This window comes from Paucibacter sp. TC2R-5 (assembly GCF_025717605.1).
In the GTDB taxonomy this organism is placed as follows: Bacteria; Pseudomonadota; Gammaproteobacteria; order Burkholderiales; family Burkholderiaceae_C; genus Paucibacter_A; species Paucibacter_A albus.
On sequence record NZ_JAJIRQ010000002.1, the window covers coordinates 245,650 to 257,662 of the forward strand.

General features: G+C 64.8%; 12 protein-coding genes. 7 read left to right on the top strand and 5 right to left on the bottom strand.

Features of this window, described 5'->3' with window-relative positions; translation table 11 throughout:
* The first annotated feature begins 24 nt into the window (after positions 1–24).
* Positions 25–945 carry a DMT family transporter gene (locus LNV08_RS04760; RefSeq protein ID WP_263532524.1) on the top strand — a complete coding sequence of 307 codons (921 nt, stop codon included), beginning with the start codon at positions 25–27 and terminating at the stop codon, positions 943–945.
* Between the two features lie 7 nt (positions 946–952).
* On the opposite strand, the gene LNV08_RS04765 is transcribed toward LNV08_RS04760, so the two are convergent.
* Entirely contained in the window at positions 953–1,726 is a 774-nt protein-coding gene (locus LNV08_RS04765) for a substrate-binding periplasmic protein (RefSeq protein ID WP_263532525.1), read from the bottom strand.
* A gap of 215 nt (positions 1,727–1,941) precedes the next feature.
* Here LNV08_RS04765 and LNV08_RS04770 point away from each other — a divergent pair, with 215 nt between their 5' ends.
* Both LNV08_RS04770 and LNV08_RS04775 read left to right on the top strand, forming a co-directional pair.
* Positions 1,942–2,616 (top strand): alpha/beta hydrolase, encoded by a 675-nt coding sequence (locus LNV08_RS04770; RefSeq protein WP_263532526.1) that lies wholly within the window; start codon positions 1,942–1,944, stop codon positions 2,614–2,616.
* 3 nt (positions 2,617–2,619) lie between these two features.
* Positions 2,620–3,117: an LEA type 2 family protein gene (locus LNV08_RS04775; protein WP_263532527.1), complete on the top strand. Its 498-nt coding sequence runs from the start codon at positions 2,620–2,622 to the stop codon at positions 3,115–3,117.
* Positions 3,118–3,132: 15 nt separating this feature from the next.
* Here LNV08_RS04775 and LNV08_RS04780 read toward each other — a convergent pair whose 3' ends face one another.
* Positions 3,133–3,408 carry a hypothetical protein gene (locus tag LNV08_RS04780; protein ID WP_263532528.1) on the bottom strand — a complete coding sequence of 92 codons (276 nt, stop codon included), beginning with the start codon at positions 3,406–3,408 and terminating at the stop codon, positions 3,133–3,135.
* A 92-nt stretch (positions 3,409–3,500) separates the two neighbouring features.
* On the opposite strand from LNV08_RS04780, the gene LNV08_RS04785 reads away from it, so the two are divergent.
* Together LNV08_RS04785 and LNV08_RS04790 are read left to right on the top strand one after the other, a co-directional pair.
* Positions 3,501–3,629 carry a hypothetical protein gene (locus LNV08_RS04785; RefSeq protein WP_263532529.1) on the top strand — a complete coding sequence of 43 codons (129 nt, stop codon included), beginning with the start codon at positions 3,501–3,503 and terminating at the stop codon, positions 3,627–3,629.
* 84 nt (positions 3,630–3,713) lie between these two features.
* Entirely contained in the window at positions 3,714–5,687 is a 1,974-nt protein-coding gene (locus LNV08_RS04790) for a hypothetical protein (protein WP_263532530.1), read from the top strand.
* Positions 5,688–5,708: 21 nt separating this feature from the next.
* Here LNV08_RS04790 and LNV08_RS04795 read toward each other — a convergent pair whose 3' ends face one another.
* Positions 5,709–7,439: a diguanylate cyclase domain-containing protein gene (locus LNV08_RS04795; protein WP_263532531.1), complete on the bottom strand. Its 1,731-nt coding sequence runs from the start codon at positions 7,437–7,439 to the stop codon at positions 5,709–5,711.
* Positions 7,436–8,494: an extracellular solute-binding protein gene (locus LNV08_RS04800; RefSeq protein ID WP_263532532.1), complete on the bottom strand. Its 1,059-nt coding sequence runs from the start codon at positions 8,492–8,494 to the stop codon at positions 7,436–7,438. The genes LNV08_RS04795 and LNV08_RS04800 overlap by 4 nt, the downstream gene beginning before the upstream one ends.
* 221 nt (positions 8,495–8,715) lie before the next feature.
* Here LNV08_RS04800 and LNV08_RS04805 point away from each other — a divergent pair, with 221 nt between their 5' ends.
* Entirely contained in the window at positions 8,716–8,928 is a 213-nt protein-coding gene (locus LNV08_RS04805) for a hypothetical protein (protein WP_263532533.1), read from the top strand.
* On the opposite strand, the gene LNV08_RS04810 is transcribed toward LNV08_RS04805, so the two are convergent.
* Positions 8,925–11,504 carry a cation-translocating P-type ATPase gene (locus LNV08_RS04810; protein ID WP_263532534.1) on the bottom strand — a complete coding sequence of 860 codons (2,580 nt, stop codon included), beginning with the start codon at positions 11,502–11,504 and terminating at the stop codon, positions 8,925–8,927. The genes LNV08_RS04805 and LNV08_RS04810 overlap by 4 nt on opposite strands.
* 106 nt (positions 11,505–11,610) lie before the next feature.
* Between LNV08_RS04810 and LNV08_RS04815 the strand changes: the two genes are divergently transcribed.
* A complete protein-coding gene (locus LNV08_RS04815) occupies positions 11,611–12,009 on the top strand; it encodes a DUF1924 domain-containing protein (protein ID WP_263532535.1) in 399 nt (132 codons plus the stop codon).
* The last annotated feature ends 4 nt before the right edge of the window (positions 12,010–12,013 follow it).

Below are 12,013 nucleotides of genomic sequence, written 5' to 3' on the forward strand. Positions count from 1 at the left end.
GGCGGCATCAGGCAAGATGCCGCCATGCCCAGCGCCAATAACATCAAACCCAGCCCTTCGTCCCCGCACAGCCTGGCCGTCGGCTTGGCCATCGTGATCGCCTGGGGCCTGAACTTCCCGCTTCAAAAAGCGCTGTTGACGGCCATGCAGCCGGAAGGCTTTTTGTTCCTGCGCTTTGCCCTGATGCCGCTGCTTGTGACGGGCCTGCTCTTGGAACGATATGGCCTGCACTGGCCACGCGTCTCGCGTCGCGATGCCTGGGCCCTGGCGCGCTTAGGGCTGCTGGGCCAAGGCCTGCACCTGGCTCTGAGCAGCTACGGCATCCACTTTTCGACGCCGTTTTCGAGCTCGGTCTTGCTGGCCTGCGGGCCGGTGTTCACCTTATTGATCCTGCGCGCCTATGGGGTCGAGCGCCTGCAGCGCGCGCAGCTCTTGGGTATCGCGGTGGCGGCGGCCGGCGCCTTGCTGTTCATGTCAGACAAGCTGCTGGCTGCCAACTGGCGCGCCGGCGGCGGCGACGCCGTGCTGCTGCTGGCCGCTGCGATGTTCAGTTATTACACGGTCGCCGCCAAGCCGCTGATCGAGCGCCTCGGCGCCGTCCTGGTCATGTGTTATGCCAGCCTGGCCGCGACGCTGCCGGTCTTGATCTATGCCGGACCCAAGGCGGCGCGCGTGGACTGGGCCGCTGTGTCGCCGCTGCTCTGGCTGGGTGCGGCCTGGGCGATTGTCTGCATCGGCTTCATCACCTGGCTGGCCTGGGGTTGGGTCAACGCCCAGCGCGGCGTGGCGCGCACCGCGCCCTTGATCTATTTGATGCCTCCCATAGCCGGCCTGGCCGCCTGGGCCAGCACCGGCGAGCAGTTCGGCGCAATCAAGCTGCTCGGCGCGGCCATCACGCTGAGCGGCGTGGCCCTGGCGCAGTTCGCACCGCAGGGCAAACGATGACGATGACCTATTTGGCGCGGACCTCGGCCCCCAGCATCAGGGCCTCTTCTTCCTGATACTTTTTGCTCTTGCGTGCACGCTCGATCGCCGCCCAGACTGATTTCACCAGCGCCTCGTTGCCGGCATGGAACTGGCCATTGAACAACAGGTATTGATCGGCCACCTTGACCGGCGGGCCGTCTTCCACCAGCAGCGTGTGCAGCTCGGGCCTGGCTTTCAGCAGCCGCTGCGCCTCATAACGCTGCAAGACCACGACCTGCAAGACGCCGACCTCCAACATGCGCAGCAGGTCTTCGGCGCTGCGGGCGCTCTTGACCGGGTAGCCCAGCTCCTCGATATTGCGCCCCACGCTATAGCCCAGTTGCACGCCGACCGGCTGCCCCGCGATGTTTTCAAAACGCTGATTGAGCCAGCGCACCGGGCTGTCAATGCGCCTGAACACATGGAAGCTGTCCGTGTGCATGCGCTGCTCACGGTTGAGGCTGCCGTCCACATTGAGCGGGTAGCTGCCCCAGCTGGCACGCTCGCTGTTGTAGCTGGCCGCAATCGCGGCGTGAATGCGGCCGGTCTGGACCTCCAGCAGGCAGCGCCGCCAGGGCAGGCGGCTGTATTCGATCTTCAGGCCCAGCTCTTTTTCGACCAGCGTCAACTGCAGCAGGGCCAGGCCCTTGTCGTCGCCGGTGATCCACGGGTAGACCGAGCTGTCCTCAAAACAAAGCTTGACTGGGCCGTCAAAAGCCTGAACCGCCCCGAGCCAGAGGCTCAGAACTGCAGATGTCACGGCCCGCCAAACTTTCATTCTCGCCCCCCCGTTTTGCTTTGCCCAGCTTTAGCCGGGCAAGTGCTCCGCCCATTGGGGCGCCATGCTGACACAGATGCAGGGTCGCAACAAGGCGAGACAACCCGAGCGAGCACGCCAGCCGCTACCATCACGCCCAAGCCCAGCCCTCCCGCGATCAACATTCACGCCCCCAACACGGGCCGCATCAACTCACCATGAAGCTCCAAACCATAGAACTCTGCCCCGCCGTCCAAGCCCCCGCCAAAGCCAGCGCCAGCATGATCGTGCTGCACGGCCTGGGCGCCGATGGCGCCGACTTCATTCCCATGTGCGATGCGCTCGATTTGTCGGCGGTTGGCCCGGTGCGCTTTGTGCTGCCGCGCGCGACCGAGCGACCCATCACCCTCAACAACGGCTACCGCATGCGTGCCTGGTACGACCTCTACGGCATGGAGCTGCAGCGTCGCGAAGACGAGGCGGGTTTGCGAGATTCGATCCGCGAGGTGCATGCCCTGATCGACATCGAACGCGAGCGCGGCGTACCCGCCCACCGCATCGTGCTGGCCGGTTTCTCGCAAGGCTGCGCGATGACGCTGCTGGCCGGCCTGCGCTACCCCGAGCGCTTGGGCGGCTTGGTGGCCATGTCGGGCTATCTGCCGCTGGCTGCCAGCACCGCAGCCGAGCGCCATGATGCCAATGCTCTGGTGCCCATCTTCATGGCCCATGGTCGCCAAGACGCGATGGTGACGATGGCGCGCGGCATCCATGCGCGAGACACACTGACGGCGCTGGGCTACAAGGTCGCCTGGCATGAATACCCGATGGAGCACTCGATGTGCATGGAAGAGGTGACCGAGCTGAACCATTGGCTGCTTAAGGTCTGGGGCTGAAGCATGGCTGCGATCAAGACTTCATCGGCGCGGCGCAGCCTCTTGCGCGGTCTCACGCTCGGCCTGCTGCCTTTGGCCCTGGTGGGCTGCGCCTCGCTGGGGCAGCGGGACGCCTTGAAGGTGACGGTGGCGGGGCTGGAGCCCCTGCAGGGCGAGGGACTGGAGCTGCGCTTTCTGGTCAAGCTGCGGGTGCAAAACCCAAACGATGCGGCGGTCGAGTTTGACGGCGTGGCGCTGGAGCTCGAACTCAACGGCAAGAGCTTGGCCAGCGGCGTCAGCGATCAAAAAGGCGTGGTGCCGCGTTTCGGCGAGACCTTGCTGGAAGTGCCTTTGACGGTATCCGCCTTTGCCGCCGTGCGCCAAGCGATGGGCATGAGCGATGCGGCGGAGCGGGGCGAAATGCCTTACACCGTCAGCGGCAAGCTGGCCGGAGGCCTGTTTGGCAGCGTGCGCTTCAGCAGCAGCGGCAAATTGACCTTGCCGAGAACTGCTGCTCGCTAGACCCGAAGGCGAAGCCTACTTGCGCAAGTTCTGCTCCGCCGTACAGGTCACGGGCCTGCCGTTTTCCTGCAGCTTGGGCGTCACGGCGGTCGTCACGTTCGGCAGCGTAGCGTTGCTGCTCTGACTCTGGAAGACCAGATAGACGATGCCGTCAATGCAGGCTTCATTGACGATATTGCGCAGCACCGTGCCGCTGCTGTTGAAGCTGGTGCGGAATTTCACTTCTTCGGCGGCGCCGGCCAAGCCGACGCTGCAGAGCAAGACCCAGCTCAAGGCCATTTGTTTCATCATCTTCAACCCTTGTTTGCGTTCGACTCTTTGCGCTCAAGACTGGCCAAGCATGGCGAATCACAGCTTGGTCTAGGCCATGGCCAGGTAGGCCCATGATGAGGATAGCAGCCGATGCGGGCGCCCAGCTCAGTGCCTGGCCGGCGGCGATTTTCAAGATCGCGTCCCAAACGCCGGCTTGGCAGGCCGGTCAAGCTATCCGCTGCGCCAATTCCGGCGACTGAGCCGGCCGGCTTTGTGTTAATTTGCTTCCCTGCGCCCGAAGCGGGCGTTTGGGACAGCAGTTTCTGAACCTCAGGGTGGCTTCGATGGCATTAGCAAATGAGTTCACTTTGTTCCCGCTGGAGCACGATGTGCTGGCGGCTGGCGAACTGCTGAACGAGCGCGCGGACTGGAACTCCAGGCTGTACGTCGCTTGGGGGCTGCGCCAGCTCAATAGCCCGCAGGCGCTGAGCCTGGCCAACGGGCTGCAAGCGGAGCTGGAGCAGGAGGCGGAGCAGGTCGCTTTTGTCGACCCAGCGGCGCTGAGCCATATGCGCGGGCGCCTGTTCCTGATCCAGGCCGAGGTGGCGATTTTGACCATGCGCCTGGACGAAGCCGAGCCGCTGCTGGCCAAGGCGCAGGCCGAGTTTGCGGCCTACCCGAATGCGAGCGCCCAGGCCGATTTGCAAAGCCTGCGCGCCAGCATGCATGTCGACCGGGGCGAAGTCGACGCGCACCGCGAGGCGATGCAGAACGCGGTCGACCTGGCCGATCAGGCACAGGACAGCGAGCGCCAGCTCTACTACCGCGCCAGCCTGGCCAGGTCGGACCTGTTCCGGGATTTCGAACTGGCCCGCATCACCTGGTCGGAGCAGCTACCGCACAAGGTCGACGGCCTCAGCCCGCAGTGCAGCGCGGCCTTGGCCGACTACCGGGCGCTTGAGCATGGCCTTGCATCCGACTATCTGGAAGCTGCTCGCTGGCTGAACCTGGCCTATGAAGCCAGCCTCGAGTCGGGCCAGGTGCGCCGCGCCATCGCCGTGGCCTCCAATCAGGGCTACACCTACACCCAGATTGCCGACTTTGAGACCGCCTTGGCATGGCTGAAGAAAGGCCTGGCCCTGGCGCGCAAGGTGCGCTGGCCGGGCTCGATCGGCATGTGTCTGGCCCACACCGGCGAGGCGCTGCGGCGAGTCGGCCAGACCGGCTCCGCGCGCGAGCTGTTGCGCGAGTGTTTGCAAACACTGTCTCAACACCCGAACAGCCACACCTCGATGCTGGCGCTCAACTACCTCGGCCAGACCGAGCTGGATGAGGGCCATTTCGAGGTCGCGCTGCAGCATTTTGAAATGCTGGGCGAGCGTGAAATGCAGGCCCATGCCTCGGACATGCGCAACAACGTGGTCTTGGGCCGAGCGCGGGCGCTGATGCATCTGAACCGGCTGGACGAAGCCCGCGAGGTTGCGCTGGAAGCAGCCAAGGCCGCTGCCGTGCAGCAACAAAAATCAAGCCTGGTGGAGCTGCGCCAGCTGCTGGCGGAAATCGAAAAGCGCAGCGGCGGCACGCCCGAGGCGGTGCTCAACTGGCTGAATCTGGCGCTGGAGCAAGCGCAAGCACTGGAAGGCTTCCAGGTGCCGCCCAGCCTCTTGGACGCCGCCGCCGAAGCCCTCGACCAAGCCGCTCGCCCGCAAGAGGCCTATGCCATGGCCAGGCGGGCCGCCATTGCGCGCCAAAACAGCTGGAATATCTCCGCCAAACATGCACGGCAACAGATCGAAATCGCCCGCAATGAACGCCAACATGCCCGGGCCTTGGCGCATGCCAAGGAGACTCGGATGAACAAGCTGCAGACGGCGCATGAGGACTTGCAGCAGTTGGTAGTCCTGAGCCGCGAGCTGTGGCGCCAGCCCAGCCCCGGCATGATCTTCACCGCCCTGGGCCGCGCGCTACGCTCGGTGCTGGGCGTTGAGCTCTTGGCCAGCTACCGGCCCGACCCCGCCGGCCGCGCGCTGCGCCTGGGCGAATCATCCAAGGGCGAGCATGAGGATCTCGCGCTGAGCGTGGCGCTGGATGATCCCAGCCACCCCTGCGCGGCTTGCAGCCGCGATTGGTCGGAGCGGCAACAGCCGCTGGCCTCGGGCCTGACGCGGGTTTTCGCGCCCATGGTCGGCGACGACGCCATCCCCGGCGTGTTGGTGCTGGACCTCGCTCATGGTCAAGCCTGGGGCGCCCGTGAGCAAGGCATCTTGCGGCACCTGAGCACCGACGCCGCACTGGCCTTTAAGCGCAGCCTGGCCTGACATGCCCGGTCGCTTGAGCAGCTACTGCGCGCCCGAGTAAAAACGCACGCCGCCCTGCCCGACCACCTTGGCCTCATACATGGCCTTGTCGGCCTTGGCCATGATCTCGATGCGCGTCTGGCCGTCCTGCGGATAGCGGCCAATGCCTATGCTGGCCCCCAGGCTGAGCTCCTGCCCTTGATAGGAAATTGGCGCGGTCAGCCCGTTCAAAAGCTTGTCGGCGATGCCCAGCACATGCTCCTCGCCGGTCTGCGTGTCCAGCAGCACCACGAACTCGTCGCCGCCCAGGCGTGCCACCGTGTCGACCTCGCGCATCATCCCTTGCAGGCGGCCCGCGATGATTTTCAGCACGGCATCCCCGGCGTCATGGCCATAGCGGTCGTTCAGCTGCTTGAAGCGATCCAGGTCGATGAACAGCACACTGATGCCGCCACCGTGGCGCCGCGCGTTGGCGATGGCTGCGTCCAGCCGCTCTTCCAATAGACGTCGGTTCGGCAGTCCGGTCAGCATGTCATGCTGGGCCAGATGCTCCAGCGCCTCCTGCTTGTGCAGCAGGTCGGCCAATTGCTCGGTAATCTGCGCCTGCATGCGCGCAAAACTGCGCGCCAGGCTGCCAATTTCATCCTTACGCGCCAGCGGCAAAGGCCCCGAAGGCTGGCCCTCGGCAAAGCGCTGCGCCGCCGCGCTGACGGCGTTAATGGGCCGCGTGATCGCGCGCGCCAAGCCTACCGCCAGGAATAGACACAACAAGCACAACAAGGAGACGATCTGCAGCAGCTGTTGCGCCAGGGGCTGGCTGCGGCTCAAGACATCGGCCAGCGGTTGCGCAACGCCCAGCACCATGCGGCTCTCGTTCGAGCGCACCTTGATGGGCTGGCCGATAAAGGCCGCCACCCTCGGCGGATAGTCAGCGTCCTTGCCTGCGGTCTCGAACACCGCGGCATTGACTTTGCCGCTGACGACCTCGGCCGTTTGCGGCATTTCGTCTTGTATCAAGGCCCGCTGGCCGCGGTCGAAGCCGAAGGTCTTGCTGGCATCCGGATGAATCAAGATGTCGCCTTCGCCATTGACCAAAAAAACCTGGTACCCCGTTGGCAGGTCGGCTTGCAGCAGTGCGAACATGCCTTTCAAATCGATGTTGACGACGATCAAGCCCAGCGCCTTGTCTGCGCCTTCGGCCCTGACCGGCATCGCCAATTGCAAGGTCGGCTGCTCCTGCCCGGCATTAGGGCCTAACTCATGATTGATGCTGACCCGTGACAGATAGGTTTCACCGGTGTCCAGCTTCAAGGTGTCAGCCACATACTCAAAATGCCCCTTCTCCTGCAGCGCATCGCCGCTGACACGCAGCAAGCCGGATTGAGCACTGTCGACCCGCACTCGCTCCAAGCCATAGTCACTGGCAGCGATCAGGCGCAGCTGAAAGTAGGAGGGGTTGGCCCGCATCAGCTGGGCGAACAGGGTCGCCATTTGATCCGCCGCTTGATCTGCCGCTGGGCCCGCATCAGCAGCTCGCAAGGCCTGCAGCGCGGCCGGATGAGTGGCCAGCACTTGCAAATTGCGGCTGATCTCCTCGCGGCTCAGCGTGATGCGCCGCGCCAGCACACGGGTCGAGGTCAGCAACTCTTGGCGGGCCGACTTGAGCAAGATATCGCGGCTGGCTTGATAGGCATAGAAGCCACTCATGCCGGCCGCCACCACGCCCACCACCGCCAGCAGCACGCCCAGCTTGAAGGCGATGCCGTACTTCATGGCGCCAACACCTTGGCCGCCCGGTCGCCCGACAGGATGCGGTGCCAGAGATGATTGCGGCGCGCTTCGTTTTCCACCGTCTGCAGCCAGATCAGCTTGTCACCTGCTGGATAGTCGGGCGTTTCTTGCGTCGTATTGCCCAGGCCCTGGCGGCTGCTCAGCAGCTGGCTGGCCGACTCGCCCAGCAAATGATTGATCCAAGCATGGGCCAAGGGGGAATTTTGCTGGGCGGCCCGACTGATGACCCAGCAGTCCAGCCAGGCCAGCGCGCCTTCTTTGGGAATGACGTAGGCCGCGTCCACGCCCGCCGCCTTGAGCAGCAGCAATTGTTGACGGCCGAAATTGGCGAACATCAGCGCCGCCTGGCGGCTCTTGAACAGGGCCACCGATTCTTCCGGCTGGGTGTAAAAGCCCGCCGCATTGCGCCGCAGTGCGATCAAGCGATCCACCGCCGGCGCCCAGTCCTTGTCGCTCAGCCGGAAGGGCACCGGCAGATTCAGGGCCTGCGCCGCCAAGGAAAAATTATGCGTGCCGCCGTTGTAGGCGACGACCCGGCGCGACAAGCCGGGGTCCCACAGCGCAGAAATGCTGTCCGGAGCCCGCTGCAGCTGCCGGCGGTCATAGATCAGCCCCATCTCGGCAAAAGCAAAGGGCACGCCCAGCACATCCTGGCCCGCGTTCAAGCCCGGGATGGCCGCCGCTTGACGAAAGCGCGGCAACTGCAAGGCCAGATTCGGGATCAAGCCGCGCTCAATCGGCGCCACCAAACCTTGGCCAATATAGCGCTGCAGCTCGGCGGTATTGACGGCGAAGACATCGAAATTCGCACCCTGCTTGGCATTCATCTTCTGCCACAGATCGAGGTCGGAATCGATCAGCGTCAACTCGACGCTGGCACCGCTGCTTTGCTCAAAGCTCTTGATGACCTCGGGCTCTGCATAACCCGGCCAGGCCAAGACGCGCAGGCGCGGCCTGCTTTGCGGCGCGGCGAGGGGGCGCCGGGACATCAGCCCCAAGCCAAGCCCCATCATCAATTTACGTCGCTGCTGTTGCATATCGCCTCTTTGGCCTCGATCTGCGGCTTAGAACCTCGCCTTCAACTCAGAGTGTGCCGTAACGCAGCGTTCAGACGCGGTTTCAGCACGACAAGATGTCGTTTACTGTTCACTTCTGCGCCTTTTAGGCCAGCACGGGCTCTGGCCCGCTCTTGCTGGCCGCTGGGTCTAGGCCCACAATCGCCTTCGGCCAGATCCACATCCGCAGCGAGGAGTAGTTCATGAGCAAGCCGATTTCGCCCGCATCTCAAGCCAATCAACAGCAGCAACAGGCCCAAGTACAGGCCAATGCTGCCGCACAAAAATCCAACGCGGCCCGCCAGGCCCAGGCCAAGCAGGCAGCTGCGCAAGCGCAGGCCCCCGCTCCACCTCCTCCGCCCAAGCCCTCGCCTCCTTCTGCAAGCTCGGGCAATCGGCTCAATGTGGTCGCCTAAGGACGATTCAAGAACAGGCGCTTCAGCCCCTCCAGCAAGAGCAAGACCACGCCGCCCAGCAGCAAGGAGGCGGCCAACAACTCGGTCGGTGGCAACTCGAACTTGAACACCTCGCGCAGGGGCGCCAGACCCAGGGCCAGCGCCAGCAAGGCCGCTGTTGCCGCCACCATCCACCCCAACATCCGGTTAGGCCGCAGCCAGCCCGCGAGCAGCGGGCCGCTGTAGCTGCGGTTGGCCAGGATCAAAGCGATGTCACAAGCCACCAGGGCCACAAAGGCCAAGGCACGCGCGGGCTCGGGGGCCACGCCGTAAGACAGCAAAGCGGCAAACCAGCCGCCCACCGCCAGCAAAATCAGGCCGCCTTGCAAAAAGCTCCAGGCCAGCAAGCCTTTGGAGAACAAGGGCGCTGCCGGGTCGCGCGGCGGGCGCGCCATCACACCGGCCTCTTCGGGCTCGGCCTCGAACACGATCGAGCAAACCGGGTCGATCAGCAACTCCAAAAAGGCAATGTGCACCGGTGACAGGATCAGCGGCCAGCCCAAGAGCAGCGGGAGCAAAGACAGGCCGGCGATCGGCACATGCACCGCCAGCACAAAGGCCATCGCCTTGCGAAGATTGTCAAAAATTCGCCGCCCCAGGCGCACTGCTTGCACGATGGCGGCGAAGTTATCGTCGAGCAACACCAAGCTGGACGCTTCGCGCGCCACATCGGTGCCGCGCCCGCCCATGGCGATGCCGATATGGGCGGCCTTCAGCGAAGGCGCGTCGTTGACACCGTCGCCGGTCATCGCCACCACCTCGCCCTGCGCTTTCAACGCTTCCACCAAGGCGAGTTTTTGCGCCGGCTTGATGCGGGCGAACACCTGCGTGGCCTGCAGCTGACGGTCCAGTTCAGCGGCACTCAATGCGCCCATCTCGACCCCGGTCAGCGCGGCCGGACTGCTGGCGAGACCGGCCTGCGCGGCGATGGCCAAGGCGGTGGCAGGGTGGTCGCCGGTGACCATCAAGACCCGGATACCCGCAGCGCGGCATTCGGCAATCGCCGCCGGCACCTCGGGACGCAGCGGGTCGGCAAAGGCGGTCAGGCCCAGCAATTCGAAGTCAAAACCGACTGGATCGGCGGGCCAAGGCACAGCCGGCCAGTGATGGGGCCAAGTGGAACGGGCGACGGCCAAGACCCGCAGCCCGCGCGCGGCCATCGCCTCGGTCTGCCGCAACAAGGCCTGGGTTTGTGCGTCGCTGCAGCGGCACAGCCCCAGCACCGCCTCAACTCCACCCTTGATCGCCACCACAAAGCCGACGCCCTCGCCCTCGCCACCAGCAACATCGTCACGGCGCCACACATGGGTCATCGCCGGCAGTTCGGGGCTAAGCGCATATTCATGCTGCAGGGTCCAGCTCGGATGCTGCGCGGTGGCCGGCAGCTGAGCTTGGCCCAGCTCCACCAAGGCCTTCTCCATCGGGTCAAAGGGATCACGCTCGCTGGCCAGCACGGCGTATTCGAGCAGCAGATGGAAGGACGCGGGCAAGGCCGGCTCATCCGCTTGCCAAGTTGACGATTCGCCGGCGCTTGTCGCATCTGCACCAGCAGCGAGGGTCAACTCGGCCACCGCCATCTTGTTGACGGTCAGCGTGCCGGTCTTGTCGGTGCACAGCACGGTGGCTGCGCCCAACGTTTCAATCGTCGCGGCGCGCCGACTCAGCACGCGCTGGCGCGACAAGCGCCAAGCGCCCATGGCCATGAAGACCGTCAGGATCAGCAAGAACTCCTGCGGCAGCATAGACATCGCCAGCGTGATGCCCGCCAGCAGGCCCGCCAACCAGTCGCCCCGCAGCAAGCCATAAATCAGCACCAGCGCGGCACTCAGGCTCAGGCCCAAGACCGAGAACAGCTTGACCAAGCGCCTCGTTTGCTGATGCAGCGGCGTTGGCGGCGCCTCGATCTCGGCCAGCGACTTGCCAATGCGGCCCATCTCGCTGCGCGGCCCGGTGGCCGTGACCCGCGCCCGCCCTTGGCCGCCCACCACCAAGGCGCCGGCGAAGACGCGGTGCTCCTCGGCGTCGGAGGGGCCCGGCGGCGCCCGCTTAGACAGCGGCAAGGACTCGCCGCTCAGCAGCGACTCATCGCATTGCAAGTCATTCGCCTCCAACAGCAGCGCGTCGGCGGCCACGCGGTCGCCCTCGGTCAGCACGAGCAGGTCACCACGCACCACCTCCCGGCCGGCAATACGCTCAAGCTGGCCGTCACGAATCACCAGCGCGCGCGGGCTGGTCAGGTCGCGCAGCGCTTCCAGCACGCGCTCGGTGCGCTGCTCCTGGCTGACGCTGATGATCACCGTCAGCAGCACAAAGGCCAGCAGCATCAAGGCCTCGCCCCGGTCGCCCAGCAGCAGGTAGATGGCGCCCGCCGCCAGCAGCAGTTGCAGCATAGGTTCGCGCGCCAAATCGGCCAAGATATGCCAGACCGTGCGCTTCTTCGGCGGGCTGAGCTCGTTGGGGCCATCCTCCAGCAAACGCTGCGCAGCCTGAGCTTGGTTCAGGCCCGCAAAAGGGTCAATCTCGTCTTTGTTTTGCATGCAGATGATTGTCGACTTGCCCCAGATCAAGGCACTGATGTAGCGCAAGGCAGCGGCTGAAGCAGCCTTAAGACTGCCCTAAGACTGGGCTAGCAAGATGCAGTTCATGAACACGCGCACACTCCTTTTCAGCGGGCTGCTGGCTCTTTTGACCGCCCTCGCCGGCATCGCCAAGGCCGCATCTGCCGACTTGTTGGCCGATTACAGCGCCCAGGCAGGCCGCAGCGCCGACCCCAAGCTGGGCCAACGCTTTTTCACCGTCACCCATGGCGGGGAATGGAGCTGCGCGTCCTGCCACCAGGCGCTGCCCAGCGCAGCGGGGCGCCATGCCGGCACCGGCAAGCCGATTGACGCCTTGGCGCCGGCCTTCAACCCCAAACGCTTCAGCGACCCCGCCAAGGTCGAGAAATGGTTTCGGCGCAACTGCAAGGATGTGCTGAGCCGCGAATGCAGCGCCGCCGAAAAGGCCGATGTGCTGGCCTGGCTGATCACGCTCAAACCCTGAGGAG